20 protein-coding genes and 1 pseudogene are annotated in these 21,325 nt (G+C 60.8%); 7 read left to right on the forward strand and 14 right to left on the reverse strand.

Annotation, left to right across the window (positions count from 1 at the left end):
- A pseudogene (locus F8N66_RS25990) lies at window positions 1-130 on the forward strand (ribose 5-phosphate isomerase A); the annotation flags it as partial.
- Between the two features lie 124 nt (window positions 131-254).
- On the opposite strand, the gene F8N66_RS25995 reads toward F8N66_RS25990, so the two are convergent.
- The 4 genes from F8N66_RS25995 to F8N66_RS26010 form a co-directional block, all read right to left on the reverse strand.
- On the reverse strand, window positions 255-1,172 hold the full coding sequence (locus tag F8N66_RS25995) for an SdiA-regulated domain-containing protein (protein ID WP_150772873.1): 918 nt from the start codon (window positions 1,170-1,172) through the stop codon (window positions 255-257).
- A 118-nt stretch (window positions 1,173-1,290) separates the two neighbouring features.
- Complete coding sequence (locus F8N66_RS26000) at window positions 1,291-2,217, reverse strand: SdiA-regulated domain-containing protein (RefSeq protein WP_150773210.1); 927 nt, start codon at window positions 2,215-2,217, stop codon at window positions 1,291-1,293.
- A gap of 254 nt (window positions 2,218-2,471) precedes the next feature.
- On the reverse strand, window positions 2,472-3,137 hold the full coding sequence (locus tag F8N66_RS26005; RefSeq protein WP_150772874.1) for a fumarylacetoacetate hydrolase family protein: 666 nt from the start codon (window positions 3,135-3,137) through the stop codon (window positions 2,472-2,474).
- Between the two features lie 37 nt (window positions 3,138-3,174).
- Window positions 3,175-4,569, reverse strand: a complete 1,395-nt coding sequence (locus F8N66_RS26010; RefSeq protein WP_150772875.1) for an FAD-binding oxidoreductase — start codon at window positions 4,567-4,569, stop codon at window positions 3,175-3,177.
- A 204-nt stretch (window positions 4,570-4,773) separates the two neighbouring features.
- Between F8N66_RS26010 and serA the strand changes: the two genes are divergently transcribed.
- Window positions 4,774-6,003 carry a phosphoglycerate dehydrogenase gene (gene serA, locus F8N66_RS26015; protein ID WP_150772876.1) on the forward strand — a complete coding sequence of 410 codons (1,230 nt, stop codon included), beginning with the start codon at window positions 4,774-4,776 and terminating at the stop codon, window positions 6,001-6,003.
- 61 nt (window positions 6,004-6,064) lie between these two features.
- Here serA and F8N66_RS26020 read toward each other — a convergent pair whose 3' ends face one another.
- Window positions 6,065-6,490, reverse strand: a complete 426-nt coding sequence (locus F8N66_RS26020) for a DUF4399 domain-containing protein (RefSeq protein WP_150772877.1) — start codon at window positions 6,488-6,490, stop codon at window positions 6,065-6,067.
- Between the two features lie 135 nt (window positions 6,491-6,625).
- On the opposite strand from F8N66_RS26020, the gene F8N66_RS26025 reads away from it, so the two are divergent.
- A complete protein-coding gene (locus tag F8N66_RS26025; RefSeq protein WP_150772878.1) occupies window positions 6,626-7,213 on the forward strand; it encodes a transporter substrate-binding domain-containing protein in 588 nt (195 codons plus the stop codon).
- Between the two features lie 124 nt (window positions 7,214-7,337).
- Here the strand turns inward: F8N66_RS26025 and F8N66_RS26030 are convergent, their stop codons facing one another.
- Window positions 7,338-7,823, reverse strand: coding sequence for a DUF523 domain-containing protein (locus F8N66_RS26030; RefSeq protein WP_150772879.1), 486 nt, complete (start codon window positions 7,821-7,823; stop codon window positions 7,338-7,340).
- A gap of 2 nt (window positions 7,824-7,825) precedes the next feature.
- Complete coding sequence (locus F8N66_RS26035; RefSeq protein WP_150772880.1) at window positions 7,826-8,470, reverse strand: 2OG-Fe(II) oxygenase; 645 nt, start codon at window positions 8,468-8,470, stop codon at window positions 7,826-7,828.
- A 108-nt stretch (window positions 8,471-8,578) separates the two neighbouring features.
- Between F8N66_RS26035 and F8N66_RS26040 the strand changes: the two genes are divergently transcribed.
- Window positions 8,579-9,331 (forward strand): DUF2059 domain-containing protein, encoded by a 753-nt coding sequence (locus F8N66_RS26040; RefSeq protein ID WP_150772881.1) that lies wholly within the window; start codon window positions 8,579-8,581, stop codon window positions 9,329-9,331.
- A 92-nt stretch (window positions 9,332-9,423) separates the two neighbouring features.
- Here F8N66_RS26040 and F8N66_RS26045 read toward each other — a convergent pair whose 3' ends face one another.
- The gene (locus F8N66_RS26045) at window positions 9,424-10,371 is read right to left on the reverse strand and encodes an alpha/beta hydrolase (RefSeq protein WP_150772882.1); all 948 of its coding nucleotides are present in this window, start codon (window positions 10,369-10,371) and stop codon (window positions 9,424-9,426) included.
- 96 nt (window positions 10,372-10,467) lie between these two features.
- On the opposite strand from F8N66_RS26045, the gene F8N66_RS26050 reads away from it, so the two are divergent.
- The gene (locus F8N66_RS26050; RefSeq protein WP_150772883.1) at window positions 10,468-11,052 is read left to right on the forward strand and encodes a DUF6436 domain-containing protein; all 585 of its coding nucleotides are present in this window, start codon (window positions 10,468-10,470) and stop codon (window positions 11,050-11,052) included.
- A 107-nt stretch (window positions 11,053-11,159) separates the two neighbouring features.
- Window positions 11,160-13,562: a penicillin acylase family protein gene (locus F8N66_RS26055; protein WP_150772884.1), complete on the forward strand. Its 2,403-nt coding sequence runs from the start codon at window positions 11,160-11,162 to the stop codon at window positions 13,560-13,562.
- A 117-nt stretch (window positions 13,563-13,679) separates the two neighbouring features.
- Here the strand turns inward: F8N66_RS26055 and F8N66_RS26060 are convergent, their stop codons facing one another.
- Window positions 13,680-14,645, reverse strand: coding sequence for a GlxA family transcriptional regulator (locus tag F8N66_RS26060; RefSeq protein ID WP_150772885.1), 966 nt, complete (start codon window positions 14,643-14,645; stop codon window positions 13,680-13,682).
- Window positions 14,646-14,926: 281 nt separating this feature from the next.
- Between F8N66_RS26060 and F8N66_RS26065 the strand changes: the two genes are divergently transcribed.
- Window positions 14,927-15,568, forward strand: coding sequence for an HD domain-containing protein (locus F8N66_RS26065; RefSeq protein WP_150772886.1), 642 nt, complete (start codon window positions 14,927-14,929; stop codon window positions 15,566-15,568).
- Window positions 15,569-15,710: 142 nt separating this feature from the next.
- On the opposite strand, the gene F8N66_RS26070 is transcribed toward F8N66_RS26065, so the two are convergent.
- The 5 genes from F8N66_RS26070 to F8N66_RS26090 all read right to left on the reverse strand — a co-directional run bounded on the left by F8N66_RS26070 (window position 15,711) and on the right by F8N66_RS26090 (window position 21,180).
- A complete protein-coding gene (locus F8N66_RS26070) occupies window positions 15,711-16,601 on the reverse strand; it encodes an ABC transporter permease subunit (protein WP_150772887.1) in 891 nt (296 codons plus the stop codon).
- Window positions 16,598-17,479, reverse strand: coding sequence for an ABC transporter permease subunit (locus F8N66_RS26075; protein ID WP_263597744.1), 882 nt, complete (start codon window positions 17,477-17,479; stop codon window positions 16,598-16,600). Before F8N66_RS26075 ends, F8N66_RS26070 begins: the two co-directional genes overlap by 4 nt.
- 35 nt (window positions 17,480-17,514) lie before the next feature.
- Window positions 17,515-18,657 (reverse strand): ABC transporter ATP-binding protein, encoded by a 1,143-nt coding sequence (locus tag F8N66_RS26080; protein ID WP_150772889.1) that lies wholly within the window; start codon window positions 18,655-18,657, stop codon window positions 17,515-17,517.
- Between the two features lie 72 nt (window positions 18,658-18,729).
- On the reverse strand, window positions 18,730-19,827 hold the full coding sequence (locus F8N66_RS26085) for a polyamine ABC transporter substrate-binding protein (protein ID WP_150772890.1): 1,098 nt from the start codon (window positions 19,825-19,827) through the stop codon (window positions 18,730-18,732).
- 240 nt (window positions 19,828-20,067) lie between these two features.
- The gene (locus F8N66_RS26090; protein ID WP_150772891.1) at window positions 20,068-21,180 is read right to left on the reverse strand and encodes a polyamine ABC transporter substrate-binding protein; all 1,113 of its coding nucleotides are present in this window, start codon (window positions 21,178-21,180) and stop codon (window positions 20,068-20,070) included.
- Between the last annotated feature and the right edge of the window lie 145 nt (window positions 21,181-21,325).

Consider the following 21,325-nt stretch of genomic DNA (forward strand, 5'->3'; position numbering starts at 1 on the left):
CCCGGTGGAGCTGGAGACGCAGATCAACGCGATCGTCGGCGTGGTCACCAATGGCCTGTTCGCGGCGCGTCCGGCGGATCTGCTGTTGTTGGGGACCAGTGAAGGCGTGAAGACCCTGCGCGCGGAGTAAGCCGTACGCAAAACCCTTGTGGGAGCGGGCTTGCTCGCGAAAGCGATGTGTCAGCCGACATTCATGTAGCTGACACATCGCTTTCGCGAGCAAGCCCGCTCCCACATTGGAGGTGGGGTGCAGGTCAGTTTTGCGCTGGTTTCTTGAAGACGTAAAACAGATTCGGTTCGCTCACCAGGTACATCGTACCGTCGTCATCCATGGCGATCCCTTCCGCTTGCGGCACAGTCTTCTGCAATCCTTGGCGCCCCTTGCTCAGCGACATGGTGCTCAGCGGCCGCCCGTCCACATCCAGCTCCAGAATCAGCCGCGACTCGTCGGACAGCGCCAGCAAGTGGCCACTGCGCTCGTCATATTGCAGGCTCGACAGATCGCGCACGAACATCCCGGCATCCCGCTTGGGGTTGTTGACGACGTGCACCGCGTAGGATTTTTCCGGATTGAAATGCGGAAACCCATGCACTTCGTAGATCAGCATCGGGTCGCGCTCCTTGGCGACAAACAGGCGCTTGCCCACCGAGTCATAGGCCAGGCCCTCAAACCCTTTGTTGCCCGCCATGTGCACGCCGAGGGTCATCTGTTCCGCATCGGCGGAATCGAGAAAGGTGGTGCCTTGCTCCAGATGGATCTTGATCAGCCGCTGCTCGCGCTCATCGGTAATCACATAGGTGTCGGCACTGATGAACTCGACGGCTTCCGGATCGCCAAAACCGACCAGGGCAATGCGGCGCAGGATCTTGCCGTCGAGGGAGAGTTCGATCAGCTCGGAATTCTTGTTGGTGACGGTGAACAGGCTTTTGCGCACCGGATCATAGGTCAGCGCTGAAACATCGTCATCCAGCCCTTCGATAACCTGCCCCTCCAGCACCACCCGATACTGGTCCAGGCCAATGGATTGAGTACTCAACGGCTGCCAGAGGGTGTGCAGGTTGAACCAGGCGCGTTCGAACAGGCGCAGGTACTGGCCAATCGCAATCAACACGACCAGCGCAATCATCGACACGATGAACATCAGGGGTTTGGGGCGGGCTAATCGACGCATTGGGAGGGCAGGCTCAGAATCAGAACAGGCGGATGAAATACCACGGCTGTCTGAATTAAAGCTTAATGGCCACTTGCCCGCTCCTACAACCCGACGGCGAAAATCCTACAAAACGCCTTCAACGCTGTTTTTCGAAGCGGTAGAACAGGTTCGGCTCGCTCACGATGTACACCGTTCCCGCCTCGTCCATGGTCACGCCTTCGGCACGGGGAATGGTGTTTTTCAGGCCATTGAAACCACGCAGCAGGGTCATGAAACTGACCTGCTCGCCTTTCTCGTCCAGTTCCAGCAACAGGTGGGAATCGGCCGACAACACCAGCGTGTGGCCGGTCCGCGGGTCGATGGCCAAGGCTGACAGATTGCGCACGTCCAGCTCGTCACTGGCGAGCTTCTGCTTATCGCCAATCAGTTTCTGGCCGTCGCTTTTCCAGGTGAACAGCGCCGGCGGACGTTCCTCACCCAGCAGCAGTTGTTGATGGCGTGAATCCCAGGTGACGGCTTCGAAGGCCTTGTTCTGGTCTTTCGAAGGGCCGAGGTCATATTGGGTGAAATCGGCAATGTTCAGCTCACGGGTATCGGCATCGACCTTGACGACAGTGACTTGATGGTTGCGCTCATCGACAATCGCCAGGAGCCCGTTACCCATCACCGTGACACCTTCGGGATTGCTCCAGCCCACCAGCGGCATTTTGCGCAGCACATCACCCTGCAGGGACAGTTCGACCAGGAACGGGTTTTTGCCCATCACCGAAAACAGGGTTTTGGTCCGGGGGTCGTAGGCCACGTCCGAGGCTTCATCCTTTTCCATGCCCGGCAGCGGCTTGGCATCGATCACCGCGCGGTAATCCGGCAGCCAGATGCTCTGCTGACGCTCGGCGGGGCTTTCGAAACGCTCCTGCAGCCAGAGCAGGCCACGGTCATCCCAATGCATCGCAAACGCGAGGCCGTACGCAGCGGCGACCACCAGCAACAGCCAGGTGTACCAGCGCAAGGCGAAGCGCGAGCGGCGAGCGGTTTTCAGCGAAGGGAACGGTTGGGTGGCCATCAGGTCGTGCATCCAGAAATTCAGGCTATGGGTAATAGCACAATTGGGACCGGCTCAGACGCCGAAAACCCGGGAATTATCCAGATCAGATGTGAAAAAAACGGGAAATGGCGGGAAAGCCCTGCATGGGCGACCACTAGCAAATGTGGGAACGGGCTTGCTCGCGAAGGGTCCGTGTCAGTCGATTAGCGATGTCGACTGACACGGACCCTTCGCGAGCAAGCCCGCTCCCACAGGTTTTTGCGGCGTCCGGGCTAGCGAACGCTGCTGGTGAAACTGCTCGCGCCCGGCAGCTCCAGGACGATCTCATCGCCTACGTTCAGCGGGCCCACGCCCACCGGCGTACCGGTCAGGATCACGTCACCGGCCTGCAGCGAGAAGCAGCCGGCCATGTGCTGGATCATCGGCACGATCGGGTTGAGCATGACGCTGCTGTTGCCATCCTGGCGGACTTCGCCGTTGATGGTCAGGCGGATGCCGATGTCGGTCAGGTCGGCGAACGTACCGGGGGACACGAACGGGGCAATCACCGCCGCGCCGTCGAAGGACTTGGCAATTTCCCAGGGCAGGCCCTTGGCTTTCAGCTCGGCCTGCTTGTCACGCAGGGTCAGGTCCAGGGCCGGGGCGAAACCGGAGATCGCATCGAGCACTTCTTCACGGCTTGGCTTGGTCGACAAGGGCTTGCCGATCAGTACCGCGATTTCCGCCTCGTAATGCACCGAGCCACGCTCGGTCGGAATGCTGAAACCACCTTCCAGTGGCACCACGCAACTGCCCGGCTTGATGAACAGCAGCGGCTCGGTAGGCACCGGGTTGTCCAGCTCCTTGGCGTGTTCGGCATAGTTACGGCCGATGCACACCACTTTCCCCAGCGGGAAGTGAATACGCGTACCGTCGACATACTGGTGCTGATAGCTCATTGACCGACTCCTGGTTCGTAGCGCTTAAATTCGAACGTCAAACAGCGAAAATCTTGCCCGGGTTCATGATGCCGTTCGGGTCGAACACGGCTTTGACAGCCTTCATGTATTCGATCTCGACCGGGGAACGGCTGTAGGTCAAGTAGTCACGCTTGGTCATGCCCACGCCGTGTTCGGCGGAAATCGAGCCGTTGTACTTCTCGACGGTCTCGAACACCCACTTGTTGACCGTGGCGCACTTGGCGAAGAACTCGTCCTTGCTCAGGTTATCCGGCTTGAGGATGTTCAAGTGCAGGTTGCCGTCGCCGATGTGGCCGAACCAGACAATTTCGAAATCCGGGTAGTGTTCGCCGACGATCGCGTCGATTTCCTTGAGGAATGCCGGCACTTTCGACACGGTGACCGAGATGTCGTTCTTGTACGGCGTCCAGTGGGAAATGGTTTCCGAAATGTATTCGCGCAGTTTCCACAGGTTCTGCAGCTGAGTCTCGCTCTGGCTCATCACGCCGTCCAGCACCCAGCCCTGTTCCACGCAGTGTTCGAAGGTTTCCAGGGCGTGGTTGGCCACTTCTTCGGTGGTCGCTTCGAATTCCAGCAACGCATAGAACGGGCAATCGGTCTCGAACGGCGCCGGCACGTCACCGCGCGCCATGATTTTGGCCAGGGCTTTATCGGAGAAAAATTCGAAGGCGGTCAGGTCGAGCTTGCTCTGGAACGCGTGCAGCACCGGCATGATCGAGTCGAAGTCGGCGGTGCCGAGCACCATCGCCGTGAGGTTCTTCGGTGCGCGATCCAGGCGCATGGTCGCTTCGACCACGAACCCCAGGGTGCCTTCGGCGCCGATGAACAGCTGACGCATGTCGTAGCCGGTGGCGTTCTTGATCAGGTCGCGGTTCAGTTCCAGCACATCGCCCTTGCCGGTGACGACTTTCATGCCGGCCACCCAGTTACGGGTCATGCCGTAGCGAATGACCTTGATCCCGCCGGCATTGGTGCCGATATTGCCGCCAATCTGGCTGGAACCTGCCGAGGCGAAGTCCACCGGGTAGTACAGGCCTTTTTCTTCGGCGACGTTCTGCAGGTGCTCGGTGACCACGCCCGGCTGACAAACGGCAGTGCGGTCAGTCATGTTCACGTCGAGGATCTGGTTCATGTAGTCGAAGGACACGACCACTTCACCGTTGGCGGCCACGGCAGCGGCGGACAGTCCGGTACGACCACCGGACGGCACCAGCGCCACCTTGTGTTTATTGGCCCACAGGACGATGGCCTGGACCTGCTCGGTGGTCTTGGGGAACACGATGGCAGTCGGGGCCGGGGCGAAATGCTTGGTCCAATCCTTACCGTAAGCATTCAGGGAGTCGGCATCGGTCAGCACCTTGCCAGGCTCAACCAGGGTCTTCAGCTCATCAATCAGGGCAGGATTGGTCATCGACAGAACTCTCGAACAATTCATGGTCATCCTGAGAACGCTTCACGTCGCAGGAATGAGTGTTTAGCGGGGCGCATATGCTAGCATACCGACCCCGCAGCATAGTGCCCAACGGCTATTCTGCGGCGACGGCTGTCATGCCGCTCGGGTCAGCGTCTGTTGACCATTTCCTGCCAATTTTCTCCGGGATACAGGTTTACGCAGATGAGCAAGACTTCTCTCGATAAGAGCAAGATCAAGTTCCTTCTTCTCGAAGGCGTCCACCAATCGGCTGTCGACGTCCTCAAGGCGGCGGGCTACACCAGCATCGAGTACCTCACAGGTTCTCTGCCGGAAGCCCAGCTCAAGGAAAAGATCGCTGATGCTCACTTCATCGGCATTCGCTCGCGCACTCAACTGACCGAAGAGATCTTCGATCACGCGAAGAAGCTGGTCGCGGTCGGCTGTTTCTGCATCGGCACCAACCAGGTCGACCTGGACGCGGCCCGCGAGCGCGGTATCGCCGTGTTCAACGCGCCTTACTCCAACACCCGCTCCGTTGCCGAACTGGTGCTGGCCGAAGCGATCCTGTTGCTGCGCGGCATCCCTGAGAAGAACGCTTCCTGCCACCGTGGCGGCTGGATCAAGAGCGCGGCCAACTCCTTCGAGATCCGCGGCAAGAAGCTGGGCATCGTCGGTTACGGCTCGATCGGTACTCAACTGTCGGTCCTGGCTGAAGGCCTGGGCATGCAGGTGTACTTCTACGACACCGTGACCAAGCTGCCACTGGGTAACGCCACCCAGGTCGGCAACCTGCACGAACTGCTCGGCATGTCCGACATCGTGACCCTGCACGTTCCGGAAACCGCTGCCACCCAGTGGATGATCGGCGAGAAAGAAATCCGCGCCATCAAGAAGGGCGGCATCCTGATCAACGCCGCGCGCGGCACCGTGGTCGAACTGGACCACCTGGCCAACGCCATCAAGGACAAGCACCTGATCGGCGCGGCCATCGACGTATTCCCGGTGGAGCCACGCTCCAACGACGAAGAGTTCGAAAGCCCGCTGCGCGGCCTGGACAACGTGATCCTGACCCCGCACATCGGTGGCTCCACCGCCGAAGCCCAGGCCAACATCGGTCTGGAAGTGGCGGAAAAACTGGTCAAGTACAGCGACAACGGTACGTCGGTATCGTCCGTGAACTTCCCGGAAGTGGCCCTGCCGGCTCACCCTGGCAAGCACCGCCTGCTGCACATCCACGAAAACATCCCGGGTGTGATGAGCGAGATCAACAAGGTCTTCGCCGAAAACGGTATCAACATCTCCGGTCAGTTCCTGCAGACCAACGAGAAAGTCGGCTACGTGGTGATCGACGTAGACGCCGAGTACTCGGACCTGGCGCAAGAGAAGCTGCAGCACATCAACGGCACTATCCGTAGCCGCGTGCTGTTCTGATAGCGACTTGAGCGACAAAAAAGGGAGCCTTCGGGCTCCCTTTTTCATTCACACCACAGCCTCACTTGACGTTGACGGTGATCTTCTCCGAAACGATTGGCGGATCGAACGGCATGTGGCCGCTATCACCCAGCTCTAGCTGCAGTGTGTGCTTGCCCGGTGTCAACGTCACTTCAGCTTGAGTCTGTGCCTTACCGAAGTGCAGGTGGTTGGCATCGTTCGGGATCGGCTGGCCGGCGGCAGGCAACTCGTCCACGTCGATCAGCAAATGATGGTGACCGGTGTTCTTCGTGACATCCCCCGCCGGCGCCAGTGCGATGTTCTCGACCGCGAACTTGACGATGAAAGTCTGCGGAACCGTGCCGCCATCCTTGGGAGAAACGATGGACACTTCGGCACCTTTGGGGGCCGGCGTCGCCGCACTGGCCAGCACCGAAACGCCCATCAGCAGGCCAGCCAAAGCAGCACGTGACATAAAGGTTTTCATTCTCTTCTCCAGTTTTTCCGTAAAATTCGCGTGACCATCACAACTTCATGGTCAATCGTTGTCGAAGGCACTCGACAACCATAGCAAAGCGAGCCTGAATCAGAGCGTCGCGATAATGATTTCAAAGGAGTGACCATGCGCTTTCTGCCTGGCCTGATCTGCCTGCTACCCCTTTTGAGCCCTTTGGCTCATGCCGAACTGATTGACGACGTCAACGACCGTGGCGAATTGCGCATTGCCGTTGAGGCTAATACACCCCTCTTCAATTTCAAGGAAGACGGCAGCCTTGCCGGTTTCGAAGTCGAGCTGGGCCAAATGCTGGCCAACGAACTGGATGTGCGCGCCGACTTTGTCGTCACCGACGCCAACGATCTGTTGACCGGTGTCGAAAGCGGCAAGTACGACATCGCCATCAATCACATTTCAGAGACACCGGCGCTCAAGGATCGTTTCGACTTCAGCGAACCTTACATTCGCACCGACGCGCAATTGATCGCGCAAAAAGACCCGGAACCGCGCTCGATCCTGTTGGTGCAATCGCTGACGGAAGAAAAGCCGAAAGCCGCCCCGGCGGTGAGCCTGGCGATTCCGTTTCAGAAGGGTAACCCGGCGTTCCATGCCAGCCTGGAAAACGCATTGCAGCGAATCAAGGCCGATGGCCGGCTGGAAGCGCTGGAGCAGAAGTGGTTCGCAGAGGATTCGGGTATGCCCGCGAAGCCTTGAAAACAATGTAGAGCCCTTGTGGGAGCGGGCTTGCTCGCGAATGCACAGTGTCAGTCGACATCAATGTTTTTGACACACCGCATTCGCGAGCAAGCCCGCTCCCACATTTGTTTTGTAGTGATTGTCAGTCCTGCGTAGACAGCACCTGTGCCGCTTCAGCCAGCTCCAGCTCGCTGAAGACTTGCACACCATGGCGCTTGAGCAACGCCGCCGTCACTCCTTCGCCACTGACCTTCACCCCACTGAACGTCCCGTCATAGGTCAGCCGGTTGCCGCAGGACGGGCTGTTGGCCTTGAGCACGGCAATGCGGATGCCGTGTTTGCGCACCAGTTCCAGCGCCTGATAAGCCCCGCAGAGAAACTGCGCGCTGACATCCTCGCCCTCGGTGGTGATCACCGAGGCCTGCCCCTCCAGCACCTGCGCGCCCTGCCCGCCCGGAATCTCCGCGGCCGCCCGTGGCGTCGGCAGACCTCCCGCAACCTCCGGGCACAGCGGCACGACCCGACCTTCGTCGAGCCACAACTGAAGCTGATCGAACGGCCCGCTGGCACCGCCGTCGTACCGTACGCGGTGACCCAGCAGGCAGCGGCTTACCAGAATTTTCTGCATGATCAGAACGGCTCGTTGCCCCGGCGCCGGAACCAGCCCGTCAACGACAGGCGCTCACGGGTTGCGGGCAGGACTTCATGGGGGACGGCACCGGACAGGAAGACCACCAGGCAGCCACCGGTCGGCACCACATCGTAGTGCGTATCGTATTGCGCGCCTTCGTCCAGGTACATGCGCAACTGACCGCCGTGCTCCGGCAGCCAGGCGTCATTGAGGTAAACCACCGCCGAGACCATGCGCCGGTCGTCGTCGCGAAAACGGTCGAGGTGCTTGAGGTAGAACGCACCGGGCGGGTACAACGCGAAATGGCTTTCGAAATCCTCCAGCCCCAGGAACAGATCGCGGTTCATCGCCTCGCGCAGGCTGTCCATCAGGCGCAGATAGCTGTCACACGACTCGGCCTGGCCAGGCTCGATCCACTGGATATGATCGCCGCGAATCCCCTCGCGAATCTCCGAGGAAGGCCCACGCCCGACCGCTGCCGGCGCCAGTTCACCTTCGGCCGCACGTTTACGGCACTCGGCGGCCAGCGCCCGGGTCAAATCCAGAGGCAGGAAAATATTCTGCTGCGACCAGCCGTTGGCAGCCAGGTCATCGACGATTCGTAACAGCAACGGGTGATCAGAAGGTATTTGCATGGCGCGCATAGTATTCCGGCGCCTGAAAATCCGACAGAGCCACGCAGCGGGTTGATACGAATTCTCGACAAGACCGTATGCCACACGGAGAATAGTCGCCTGCTGACAGGAGTCCCTATGCGCCGTTTGCTTTTCTCTCTGCTGATGTTCTGTGTTTTGCCCGCCTGGGCAGACGGCCACGACCAGTTGTACAAGGTCGCCGGCTGGCCGGAACAACGCGCGCATTTCAGTGACGCCCTCTCCGCCGCGCAACAACGCTACCAGAACAGCCTGCCACCGGCCGTGTTCCAGGCGCTGGTCAATAACAGCAACCAGCGGTTTGACCCCAAGGCCGTGGACCAGCGCGCCGAAGCGCAATTGCGCAAGAACCTCCTCGACCCGAAGCCGGCACTGGCGTTCTTTCAATCCCCGCTGGGCAAGAAAATCGTCGCCGCCGAACTGCTCGCGACCCGTCGCGATCAACTGGCGAAAAACGCCAAGGGTTTGCCCAAGGTGCAGGCCAGCGACAGCCGCCTGCTGATCATCGGCCACCTGGCCCAGGCCCTGCCTGCACGCGAGGCCGGCGCCGAAGTCAGCCTGGCGATTGCCGGGGTCGCCGCCGACAGCCTGAGCTCGATGATCCCCGGCCTGCTCGGTGCGGGCCAGGCCCAGGGCATGTTGAACGGTCAGCGCCAGCGCTTGATGGACCAGATCGGCAGCGACCTGAACAACACCTTGCTGTACGTCTATCGCGACCTGTCGGACGAAGAGCTGGAAGAGTTCGCCACCTTTGCCGAGTCGGCCGAGGGCAAGGCGTATTACCAGGCGGCCCTGGCGGCGATCCGGGCGGGGTTGGCGGTTGGGCAGAGCAATTCGAACCTGAGCCAGTAACCGTTAGCGCCAGGCAAATCGCTTTCGCGAGCAAGCCCGCTCCCACATCTCCTGTGGGAGCGGGCTTGCTCGCGAAGAGGCCGGCAAGGTCGCTAAAGATTCCTGCCCTTGATCCGCTTGCTCAAAAACCCGAAAAATTCCCCGCGCAACACTGCCGCCTCATTCGCCAGGTGATGCCGCGCCTCGGGCAACATCAACACCTGAGGCCGATCGAATTTCGCCCGCAGCACCTCAAGGTTGTGCTGCCAATCCACCGTCATGTCCGCTTGCCCCTGCACAATCAACGGTCGTCGAGGGCTGGCAGGTGCCGCTTCGACACGCTTGATCCAGCGCGCCAACGCCCCCACCCACGCCGTCGGCAAGCGCAGCGGTTGCAACGGATCGGCTTGCAGGAACGGCAGGAAATCCGGGTCGTTGGAGTTTTCGCTGAAACGCCGGGCGATGGCCTTCACGAAAGGCCTGAGCAGGTAATAGCTCAGCTGCGACCAACCCCACGCCCGTGGTCGCACCAGCGGCGCCAACAGGATCACCTGGCCCTGGGCCGGGCTGCTCGTGCCCGCATTCAACACATGATCGATCACGATCGCGCCGCCCGTGCTCTGTCCGCACAGGTGCCACGGTTGCGGCAGATCAAGGGACTGCGCCTCGACAAACAGCCCTTGCAGCGTGTCCTGGTACTCGGCGAAATCCTTGATGCTCGCCCGCTCGCCACTGGACAGCCCATGCCCTGGCAAGTCGCAGGCGATCACCGCAAAATCCTGCTCCAGCGCCCACTCGATCACGTGCCGGTAGAGCCCGGTGTGATCGTAGAAACCGTGGAAGACGAACAGCGTCGCCTTGGCGCGCTCGGGCCACCAGACCTGGCTGACCACGTCATACCCGTCGACCTGAAACCGCCCCAGGCCACTGCGGACGTTGCGCGAAGAAAAATCCAGCCCGTAGAACCGTTGATAGGCCTGCGCTTGCGCCGACAACGGCTGCCCCTCGGCCAATGGCCGCAGGCTGGCGCGCAGATGATCAGGGTCGAATGTAGCGGGCATGGACGATTCCGGAGCGTGAAACGGACTTTATGGACCTGCGATATTCATCTGTCGCGGCAAGCATGGCAAGCTAGCCGACCTTCGAGGATTGAACCCATGCGATCGCCCGTGCGCGCCACCCTGTTTGTCAGCCTGCTCGCCCTGGTGTGTGCCGGCGTGTTGTGGGCGGCCTACGACTGGTTCCAGGGGCGTTACCTGCGCGCCTTCAGCGAGCACACCGCGCTGTTCTCCGGCGACCCGCTGCGCCTGCCCGACACCCTCGCCGGCCCTGGCGCCATTCGTCTCGTGCACTTCTGGGACCCGGCCTGCCCGTGCAATGTCGGCAATCAACAACACCTCGGCGAGCTTATCGAGCAGTACGGCCCGCAAGGCGTTGAGTTTTACGCCGTGCAAAAACCCGGCAGCCACGGCCAGTTGCCGAGCACCTTGAGCACGCTTAAAACCCTCAACGTGCTGCCCGGTTCCGAGCAGATTCCCGCCAGCCCCGCCGTGGCGATCTGGGATCGCAACGGCAAGCTGGCGTACTTCGGCCCCTACAGCGAAGGCCTGACCTGCAATTCCAGTAACAGCTTTATCGAACCGATCCTGCAAGCGCTGAACGAAGGCCGCCCGGTGAGTGCCACGCACACACTGGCCGTGGGATGTTACTGCCCCTGGCCTGTCGACCCGTCCAGGCAGTAAAAACGCGGCCACCCGAATCCCTCCTACGGGCGATGGGCCGATCCGGTGGGCCGTGTTAAACAGTGGCACCAGGGAACTGCTGCCACCCATAACAACAAGGAGTCACCATGAAACGTAGCCTGATCGCCCTCGGCTCGCTGGTCGTCACGCTCGCCGCTGCTGGCGGCTGGTACGTCTACAGCAAGCAGCCGACACGCCAGGGCATGGTGGAACTGCAACACCTGCAAGGCTCGGTCACCGTGCGCTACGACGAGCGCGGCATCCCGCACATCCGCGCCGACAACGAACCCGACCTGTACCGTGCCCTGGGTTACGTTCACGCCCAGGACCGACTGTTCCAGATGGAAGTGCTGCGTCGCCTGGCCCGTGGCGAACTGGCCGAGGTACTCGGCCCGAAACTGCTCGACACCGACAAGCTGATGCGCAGCCTGCGCATTCGCGAACGCGCTGAAAGCTACCTGGCGAACCTGGACAAACAATCGCCGACCTTCATCGCCATGCAGGCGTACCTGGATGGCATCAACCAGTATCAGGACAGCCACGCCAAACCGGTGGAGTTCGATGTGCTGGGCATCCAGAAACGCCCGTTCACCGCCCAGGACACCATCAGCATCGCCGGCTACATGGCCTACAGCTTTGCCGCGGCGTTCCGCACCGAGCCGCTGCTGACCTTCGTGCGCGATCAATTGGGCGCCGACTACCTGAGCGTTTTCGATCTCGACTGGCAGCCCAAGGGCGTGCTGGCGGATCGCGCGGCACCGACGCTGGCCAGCGCCGACTGGAAGGACCTCAACGCCCTCGCCCGCCTGAGCGAGCAGGCCCTGGCCGACAACGGCCTGCCCCAATTCGAGGGCAGCAACGCCTGGACCGTGGCCGGCAGCCGCACCAAAAGCGGCAAGCCGCTGCTGGCGGGTGACCCGCATATCCGCTTTTCCGCGCCCTCGGTGTGGTACGAAGCGCACCTCTCGGCGCCGGGCTTCGAACTCTACGGCCACTACCAGGCGCTGATGCCGTTCGCCTCGCTGGGCATGAACCGTGACTTCGGCTGGAGCATCACCATGTTCCAGAACGACGACCTCGACCTGATTGCCGAGAAGGTCAACCCGGACAATCCGAATCAGGTCTGGTATCGCGGCAAATGGGTGGACATGGTGAGCAGCGAGCAGCAGATCGCAGTCAAGGGCCAGGCTCCCGTGACCCTCGTGCTGCGCCAGTCGCCCCACGGCCCGATCGTCAACGATGCGCTGGGCAACAGCGTCGGCAAAACACCGATCGCCATGTGGTGGGGCTTTCTCGAAAGCCAGAACCCGATCCTCGAAGGCTTCTACCAGCTCAACCGCGCCGACACGCTGGCCAAGGCTCGCACGGCGGCCGCCAAGGTCCAGGCGCCTGGCCTGAACATCGTCTGGGCCAACGCCAAGGGCGACATCGGCTGGTGGGCCGCGGCGCAACTGCCCAAGCGTCCGGCCGGGGTGCGCCCATGGTTCATCCTTGACGGCAGCAGTGCCGAAGCGGACAAGGACGGCTTCTACCCCTTCAGCGCCAACCCGCAGGAAGAAAACCCGGCGCGGGGCTACATTGTCTCGGCCAACTTCCAGCCCGTATCACCAACGGGCATGGAGATCCCCGGCTATTACAACCTGGCCGATCGTGGCCAGCAGCTCAACCATCAACTCGGCGACAAGGGCATCAAGTGGGACCTGGAGTCCAGCCAGACACTGCAACTGGGCACCACCACCGGTTACGGTCCGCGCGTGCTGGCGCCCTTGCTGCCGGTGCTGCGCAGCGTGGTGAGCGATCCTGCCGAGCTGAAACTGGTGGAGCAACTGGCCCAGTGGAAAGGCGATTACCCGCTCGACTCCACCAGCGCCACGCTGTTCAACCAGCTGCTGTTCAACCTGGCCGACGCCGCGATGCACGATGAATTGGGCAATGACTTTTTCGAGACACTGCTCTCGACCCGGGTGATCGATGCCGCGCTGCCGCGCCTGGCGGCAAACCCTGATTCACCGTGGTGGGACAACCGCACGACCCTCGGCAAGGAAACCCGCGCCGATACGGTCAAGGCAGCCTGGCAGGCCAGCATCGCCCACCTCAAGGCCACCCTCGGTGCAGACTTCGCACAATGGCAGTGGGGCAAGGCGCACACCCTGACCCACGGTCATCCGCTGGGCCAGCAAAAGCCGCTGGATCGCCTCTTCAACGTCGGGCCTTTCGCCGCGCCCGGCACCCACGAAGTGCCGAACAACCTGTCGGCCAAAATCGGCCCGGCACCGTGGCCCGTGACGTACGGCCCGTCGACGCGGCGCCTGATCGACTTCGCCGACCCGGCCCACAGTTTGACGGTGAACCCGGTTGGCCAGAGCGGCGTGCTGTTCGACAGTCACTATGACGATCAGGCCGATGCGTACATCGAGGGGGTTTACTACCAGGCGCATCTCAATGATGAAGAGGTGACGGCCAATACGCGCAGTACCTTGAAGCTGTTGCCGGCAAGGTCAGCGCAATAGTTCTTCGTTGATTGGACTGACGCCTTCGCGAGCAAGCCCGCTCCCACTTTGGAATGCATTTCAATGTGGGAGCGGGCTTGCTCGCGAAAAGGCCCTGACAGACACCCAAAACCCAGCTCAAACCATCGCCGCAAAATTCAGCCTGAACTGCTGCGGCGTCACCCCCAGCCTGCGGTTGAACACGCTGCGCATGTGCTGGGCATCGCGAAACCCGCACTGGTACGCCACCGTCTTGAGCGGTGCGCCGGTGCTTTCCAGCATCACCCGCGCCGCATCCACCCGCGCCCGTTCGACGAACTCGGCCGGGGTTATTTTCGCTTCCTTGGCGAACACCCGGGAAAAGTTGCGCGGGCTCATGTTGGCGGCGTTGGCCAGGTCGGCGATGGTCAGGTCGCCGGTCAGGTTGGCCAGCACGTAGTGCTGGACCATCGCCACGGCCGACGTCGGTTCGGCGTGGGGCGTGAGGAACGGGCTGAACTGTGACTGCCCGCCCGAGCGCTGGGTAAACACCACCAGCCGCTTGGCCACGCTCAATGCGACTTCCGGCCCGTGGTCACGGCCCAGCAGGAACAACGACAGGTCAATGCCCGCCGTGACCCCGGCCGAGGTGTAGAGCTCGCCATCCTGCGCGTACAGGCGATCAGCCTCGACCCTGGTCGACGGGCACAACGTCGCCAGCGCCGCCGCGTCATTCCAATGGGTGGTCACTGTGCGCCCTTCCAGCAACCCTGCGCGGGCGAGCATGAACGCGCCGTTGCAGATCGAACCAAAGCGCCGGGCCCGCGCGCAGGCATCACCCAGCCAGGCATCGAACGCAGCGCCAAAATCCATGAACGGCAACTGCGGACCGCCGGCGACCAGCAGCAGGTCATAGGCCTGCAACGCATCGCTGAAATGCCGATGGGCATTCAGCGCCAGACCGTTGGAACACGCCATCACCCCGCGCCCCACGCCAATCACCTCCAGCCGATAGTGATCCTCGGGCGCGAGGAAACGATTGGCCTCGGAAAACACATCCATGGGACCGGTGACATCCAGCGACTGCACGCCGGCGAATACCACGATGGCGACGGTTTTACTCATGACGTGAATGGCCCTCTAAGAACCGGATTACACCGCCCCCTGTAGGAGCGAGCATGCTCGCGATGGACGTCAACGATGACGCTGGAGTCCTGACACCCCGAGGCGCTCTCGAGTGCATCGCGAGCATGCTCGCTCCTACAGGGGCGCGCAACAAGCGAGGCTGGCGCGATATGCATGCGCATTGGCCGGGATCGCAGCCATGGATCGATTGTCCGGTTTCAGGTGCGCGAACAGACTGGGCACCTCAGCGCCGCCACGGCGTACATCACGAGGAAGCTGCCATGAGCACCACCATTGCCGGTATCAAAATCCCCGACAGCGCATTGGCCAAGGCCACCACCGAATACATCCGCGACATCGAATCCGACCTGCTGTACCACCACTCGCGCCGGGTGTTTCTGTTCGGTGCCCTGAGCGGGGAGCGCAAGCAACTGGCCTACAACCCGGAGCTGCTGTACGTCGGCGCGATGTTCCATGACCTGGGACTGGTGGAGGGTCACCGCAGCGACAACGAGCGCTTCGAAGTCGATGGCGCCAACGCGGCGGCGGCGTTCCTCAAGCCTTACGGGTTGAGCGATGACGATATCGAGCAGGTCTGGCTGTCGATTGCCCTGCACACCACGCCGGGTGTGCCGCAGCATCTGCGCCCGACGGTGGCGCTGGTGACCGCCGGTGTCGAGATGGACGTGCTGGGCATGGACTACGCGGCGTTTTCCACCGTGCAGCGCGAAGCGGTGGTGCATGCGCATCCACGGGGAGAAGGGTTCAAGGAGTGCATCATCTGCGCCTTCGCCGACGGCTTGCGCCATCGTCCGCAGACGACGTTCGGCAATGTGAAGACCGATGTGCTGGTGGATCAGGAGCCGGGGTTCAAGCCGATGAACTTCGTCGAGGTCATCCGCCAATCGCCTTGGGTTGCGTAAAACCAATGTGGGAGCGGGCTTGCTCGCGAAGAGGGAGTGTCAGTCTACATATTCGTTGACTGATACACCGCTTTCGCGAGCAAGCCCGCTCCCACATTTGAATTGGGTTGACCACAAGAATGTGGTCAACCCAATTAGTGGCTCAAGCCGCTTCCGGCGCTTGCGCGCGGCGCACGTCCGGTTGTTTCCAGGAGTCGGCGGCGCTTTCTTCGATGGCTTGCTGGATCGCACGCTTGCGCGCTTCTTCGGCACGACGGCTGAAGAACCAGACCAGGAAGGTCATCAGCGACACCGCCAGCAGAATCAGGCTGGCCACGGCGTTGATCTCAGGCTTCACGCCCAGGCGCACCGCCGAGAACACTTCCATCGGCAGGGTCGTGGAACCCGGACCCGACACGAAGCTGGCCAACACCAGGTCATCCAGCGACAGGGCAAACGACATCATGCCGCCCGCCCCCAACGATGGCGCGATCATCGGGATGGTGATCAGGAAGAACACTTTCCACGGCTTCGCACCCAGGTCCATGGCCGCCTCTTCGATGGACAGGTCCAGCTCACGCAAGCGCGCCGACACCACCACCGCCACATAGGCCGCACAGAACGTGGTGTGGGCGATCCAGATGGTCACGATGCCGCGTTCCTGCGGCCAACCGATCATCTGCGCCATGGCCACGAACAGCAGCAACAGCGACAGACCGGTGATCACTTCCGGCATCACCAACGGCGCGGTGACCAGGCCACCGAACAGCGTACGCCCCTTGAAGCGGGTAATACGGGTGAGCACGAACGCGGCCAGCGTTCCCAGTGCGACGGCCGCAATCGCCGTGTAGCAGGCGATTTCCAGCGAGCGCACCACCGAGCCCATCAGTTGCGTGTTGTCCATCAGGCCGACGTACCACTTGATCGACCAGCCGCCCCACACCGTCACCAGTTTCGAGGCGTTGAACGAGTAGATCACCAGGATCAGCATCGGCAGATAGATAAACAGCAGGCCCAATACCAGCATCAGGCTGGAGAAACGGAAGCGCTTCATTCTTTACCCTCCATTTCCTTGGCCTGACTGCGGTTGAACAGGATGATCGGCACAATCAGGATCGCCAGCATCACCACTGCCAGGGCAGACGCCACCGGCCAGTCACGGTTGTTGAAGAACTCTTGCCAGAGCACTTTACCGATCATCAGGGTTTCCGGGCCGCCGAGCAGTTCCGGGATCACGAACTCGCCCACCACCGGGATGAACACCAGCATGCAGCCGGCGATGATGCCGTTCTTGGACAGCGGGATGGTGATTTTCCAGAAGCTGTTGAAGGTGCTCGAACCCAGGTCCGATGCCGCTTCCAGCAGGCTGTTGTCGTGCTTCACGAGGTTGGCGTACAGCGGCAGGATCATAAACGGCAGATAGGAGTAAACGACCCCGATATAGACGGCGAGGTTGGTGTTGAGGATCTGCAGCGGCTCGCTGATCCAGCCCATGCTCATCAGGAAACCGTTGAGCAAGCCGTTATTGCTGAGGATGCCCATCCACGCGTAGACGCGGATCAGGATCGCGGTCCAGGTCGGCATCATGATCAGCAGCACCAGCACCGTTTGCATCTCTTTGCGGGCACTGGCGATGGCGTAGGCCATCGGGTAGCCGATCAACAGGCAGAGAATGGTGCTGATCAGCGCCATCTTCAGCGATCCGAGGTACGCGGCGATGTACAACTCATCGTCGCCGAGCATCGCGTAGTTGCCCAGGTTGAGCAGCACTTGCAGTTTCTGCTCGGCGAAGCTGTAGATTTCGGTGTAGGGCGGAATGGCCACGTCGGCTTCGGCGAAGCTGATCTTCAGGACGATGAAGAACGGCAACATGAAGAACAGGAACAGCCAGATGAAGGGAACCCCGATGACCAGCTGACGGCCACCGGGAATTATTCGATTGAGGCGGCGTTTGAGTTTGCGCATGTTCATGAGCGAAGCACCACGCCGCTGTCGTCTTCCCACCACACGTAGACCTGGTCACCCCAGGTCGGACGTGCGCCACGGCGTTCGGCGTTGGCGACAAAGGACTGGACGATCTTGCCGCTCGGCAGTTCGACGTAGAACACCGAGTGGCCGCCCAGGTAGGCGATGTCGTGCACCTTGCCGCTGGACCAGTTGTATTCGCAGGTGGGCTGGGTCGGCGTCACCAGCAGTTTTTCCGGACGGATCGCGTAGGTCACCGACTTGTCCTGCACCGAGGTGCTGATGCCGTGGCCGACGTAGATCTGGCGATCCAGGTCCTTGCAGGTGATGGTCGCGTGGCCTTCGGCATCGTCGATCACTTCGCCGTCGAAGATGTTGACGTTGCCGATGAACTCACAGACCAGGCGGCTGGTCGGGGTTTCGTAAATGTCGATCGGGCTGCCAATCTGGGCGATCCAGCCCAGGTGCATGATCGCGATGCGCTCGGCCATGGTCATGGCCTCTTCCTGGTCGTGGGTCACCATGACGCAGGTTACGCCGACGCGTTCGATGATCTCCACCAGCTCCAGCTGCATCTGCGAGCGCAGCTTCTTGTCCAGTGCGCCCATCGGTTCGTCGAGCAGCAACAGCTTCGGTCGCTTGGCCAGCGAACGGGCCAGGGCCACGCGCTGACGCTGGCCGCCGGACAACTGATGCGGCTTGCGCTTGGCGTACTGGCTCATCTGCACCAGCTTGAGCATGTCGGCCACGCGCGCATCGATTTCAGCGGCGGGCAGCTTGTCCTGCTTGAGGCCGAAGGCGATGTTCTGCGCCACGGTCATGTGCGGGAACAGGGCATAGGACTGGAACATCATGTTGATCGGCCGCTCGTACGGCGGCATGTCGGTGATGTCCACGCCGTCGAGGAAGATCCGCCCTTCGGTCGGTCGCTCGAAGCCGGCGAGCATGCGCAGCAAGGTGGATTTGCCCGATCCCGAACCGCCGAGCAGGGCGAAAATCTCGCCTTTCTTGATTTCCAGGGACACATCGTCCACGGCAATCGTCTCGTCGAACTTCTTCGTGACCCGGTCGATTTTGACCAGCACCTGTTTAGGTGACTGGTCGCCCTCGAGGGCTTTCTTATAGGCGCCGGAGGCAACTGCCATTTACGAAACTCCCAAAAAAAAGAGTGCAGTTCGCTCAAGGTGAGCCAACTTTGGATAGTTTGAGCCTTGAAGCTACTTGCCCGACTTGACCTTGGTCCAGCTACGGGTCATCAAACGTTGAATGTTGGGTGGCAACTCGATGGACACGTAAGTCTTGTCGAGCACGGCTTGCGGTGGATACACCGCTTCGTCGGTGCGAATGGACTGTTCCATCAGTGAGTCCGACCCCGGGTTAGGGTTGGCGTAGCCGACGTAATCACTGACCTGGGCGATCACCTCAGGTTTCAGCAAATAGTTGATGAACGCGTGCGCTTCTTTCACGTTGGCCGAGTCTTTCGGAATCGCCAGCATGTCGAACCACAGCGCACCGCCTTCCTTGGGAATCGAGTAGGCGATGTTCACGCCCTTCTTCGCTTCGGCCGCGCGGTTGCGGGCCTGGAACATGTCGCCGGAGAAACCGATGGCCACGCAGATATCGCCGTTGGCCAGGTCCGCGATGTATTTGGAGGAGTGGAAGTAGGTCACGTAAGGCCGCACCGCGAGCAACTTGGCTTCGGCCTTTTTGTAGTCTTCCGGGTTGGTGCTGTTGGCATTAAGGCCCATGTAGTTGAGGACTGTCGGCATCATTTCATCGGCGGAATCGAGGAACGCCACGCCGCAACTCTGCAACTTCTTGATGTTCTCCGGTTCGAACACCGCCGCCCAGGAGTCGATCTTGTCGACGCCCAGTACAGCCTTGATCTTGTCGACGTTGTAACCGATGCCGTTGGTGCCCCACAGGTACGGCACGGCATAGAGGTTACCCGGATCGTTCTGCTCCAGACGCTTGAGCAGGACAGGGTCGAGGTTCTTGTAGTTGGGCAACAGCGACTTGTCGAGTTTCTGGAAGGCGCCGGCCTTGATCTGCTTGCCGAGGAAGTGGTTGGACGGCACGACCACGTCGTAGCCGGTGCGCCCGGCCAGCAACTTGCCTTCCAGGGTTTCGTTGGAGTCGAACACGTCGTAGACCGGCTTGATCCCGGTCTCTTTCTGGAAGTCGGCCAGGGTGGTCTCGCCGATGTAATCGGACCAGTTATAAATATGCACGGTGCCGGCGGCCTGAACATTGACGGCGAGCGTCAACCCGGCAGCGACCAGCATGGCATTGCGTAACAAAGAAGAAATAGGCAAGTGGAGGTCCTCTAAAATGAGTTGGGCCCAAGTTGCCCCGAGTTACATGACAGCCTGGGCTGCCTGGCAACTAAACCGGCGCGCAACTTACCCTCGAAAAACCGTTCCAGCAAACTTTATAAAGATCCTGTAGGAGCGAGCACGCTCGCGATGGTCGTCAACGATAACGCTGGGTGCCTGACACCCAGCGGTGCTCTCAGGTTCATCGCGAGCAGAGCTCGCTCCTACAGGGGGTATTACTTACTTACCGGATTTGATCTTGGTCCAGCTGCGAGTCAGGATCCGCTGGGTCGCGGCCGGCAGGTCGGCAATCGCGTACAGCTTGGCCAGCACGTCCGCTGGCGGGTAGATGCCCGGGTCGCTGGTAATGTCTTTATCCACCAACGGCGTGGCCGCCGCGTTACCGTTCGGGAAGCGTACGGCGTTGGTGATTTCAGCCATGATTTCCGGCTTCTGCAGGAAGGTCATGAACTTGTAGGCGCCTTCGACGTTTTCGGCATCTTTAGGGATCGCGACCATGTCGTAGAAGCTGCCGGCACCTTCTTTCGGAATGTTGTAGCTGACTTTCACCTTGTCACCGGCTTCAGCCGCGCGGGACTTGGCCTGGTAAATGTCACCCGAGTAACCCACGGCCACGCAGATGTTGCCGTTGGCCAGGTCGGAGATGTACTTGGAGGAGTGGAAGTAGGCAATCGAAGGACGGACTTTGAGGATCAGCGCTTCAGCCTTGTCGATGTCTTCTTTCTTCTGGCTGTCGGTTGGCAGGCCCAGGTAGTGCAACGCCACCGGAATCATCTCGGTTGGCGAATCGAGCAGGCTGATACCGCACGACTTCAACTTGGCGGCGTTTTCAGGCTTGAAGATCAAGTCCCAGGAATCGGTCGGTGCGTCGGCACCCAGTGCAGCCTTGACCTTCTCGGCATTGAAGCCGATACCGATCGAACCCCACATGTACGGGAAAGCGTGTTCGTTGCCTGGGTCACTGACCGAGACCGCCTTGAGCAGGTCAGTGTTCAGGTTCTTCCAGTTAGGCAGCTTGGACTTGTCCAGCTTCTGGTAGACGCCGGCCTTGATCTGCTTGGCCAGGAAGTTGTTCGACGGCACGACGATGTCGTAGCCGGACTTGCCTGCCAGCAACTTGGCTTCGAGGGTTTCGTTACTGTCGAAGACGTCGTAGACAACTTTGATGCCCGACTCGTCTTCAAACTTCTTGATGGTGTCCGGCGCGATGTAGTCGGACCAGTTATAGACGTGCAACACCTTGTCGTCCGCCTGAACCGCACCCGCCATAATGCCCATCAGGGACATGGCGAGGAGTGTCTTGCCAGCAAGCTTTTTTCCTAATGCCTTCATGCGTAATGCTCCAAATTTTTCTTTTTTTGAACCACTCTGTTCAGCGGCCGAAACCGGACAACTGGAACTGCGGCTAGTCTGGCAAGATCGGAGGAGGTCTTTCAAGGAAAGGCCGCCCTTAATGATTGCTCTGAGCGAAAGTTTC

Origin of the sequence: Pseudomonas fluorescens, from assembly GCF_902498195.1 — a bacterium.
Taxonomy (GTDB): domain Bacteria; phylum Pseudomonadota; class Gammaproteobacteria; order Pseudomonadales; family Pseudomonadaceae; genus Aquipseudomonas; species Aquipseudomonas fluorescens_BU.

Excerpts from the sequence above, each read along its gene's own strand:
- F8N66_RS25995 (WP_150772873.1), bottom strand. The coding sequence starts at position 1,172 with ATGCGTCGATTAGCCCGCCCCAAACCCCTGATGTTCATCGTGTCGATG.
- F8N66_RS26000 (WP_150773210.1), bottom strand. The coding sequence starts at position 2,217 with ATGGCCACCCAACCGTTCCCTTCGCTGAAAACCGCTCGCCGCTCGCGC.
- F8N66_RS26005 (WP_150772874.1), bottom strand. The coding sequence starts at position 3,137 with ATGAGCTATCAGCACCAGTATGTCGACGGTACGCGTATTCACTTCCCG.
- F8N66_RS26010 (WP_150772875.1), bottom strand. The coding sequence starts at position 4,569 with ATGACCAATCCTGCCCTGATTGATGAGCTGAAGACCCTGGTTGAGCCT.
- serA (WP_150772876.1), top strand. The coding sequence starts at position 4,774 with ATGAGCAAGACTTCTCTCGATAAGAGCAAGATCAAGTTCCTTCTTCTC.
- F8N66_RS26020 (WP_150772877.1), bottom strand. The coding sequence starts at position 6,490 with ATGAAAACCTTTATGTCACGTGCTGCTTTGGCTGGCCTGCTGATGGGC.
- F8N66_RS26025 (WP_150772878.1), top strand. The coding sequence starts at position 6,626 with ATGCGCTTTCTGCCTGGCCTGATCTGCCTGCTACCCCTTTTGAGCCCT.
- F8N66_RS26030 (WP_150772879.1), bottom strand. The coding sequence starts at position 7,823 with ATGCAGAAAATTCTGGTAAGCCGCTGCCTGCTGGGTCACCGCGTACGG.
- F8N66_RS26035 (WP_150772880.1), bottom strand. The coding sequence starts at position 8,470 with ATGCGCGCCATGCAAATACCTTCTGATCACCCGTTGCTGTTACGAATC.
- F8N66_RS26040 (WP_150772881.1), top strand. The coding sequence starts at position 8,579 with ATGCGCCGTTTGCTTTTCTCTCTGCTGATGTTCTGTGTTTTGCCCGCC.
- F8N66_RS26045 (WP_150772882.1), bottom strand. The coding sequence starts at position 10,371 with ATGCCCGCTACATTCGACCCTGATCATCTGCGCGCCAGCCTGCGGCCA.
- F8N66_RS26050 (WP_150772883.1), top strand. The coding sequence starts at position 10,468 with ATGCGATCGCCCGTGCGCGCCACCCTGTTTGTCAGCCTGCTCGCCCTG.
- F8N66_RS26055 (WP_150772884.1), top strand. The coding sequence starts at position 11,160 with ATGAAACGTAGCCTGATCGCCCTCGGCTCGCTGGTCGTCACGCTCGCC.
- F8N66_RS26060 (WP_150772885.1), bottom strand. The coding sequence starts at position 14,645 with ATGAGTAAAACCGTCGCCATCGTGGTATTCGCCGGCGTGCAGTCGCTG.
- F8N66_RS26065 (WP_150772886.1), top strand. The coding sequence starts at position 14,927 with ATGAGCACCACCATTGCCGGTATCAAAATCCCCGACAGCGCATTGGCC.
- F8N66_RS26070 (WP_150772887.1), bottom strand. The coding sequence starts at position 16,601 with ATGAAGCGCTTCCGTTTCTCCAGCCTGATGCTGGTATTGGGCCTGCTG.
- F8N66_RS26080 (WP_150772889.1), bottom strand. The coding sequence starts at position 18,657 with ATGGCAGTTGCCTCCGGCGCCTATAAGAAAGCCCTCGAGGGCGACCAG.
- F8N66_RS26090 (WP_150772891.1), bottom strand. The coding sequence starts at position 21,180 with ATGAAGGCATTAGGAAAAAAGCTTGCTGGCAAGACACTCCTCGCCATG.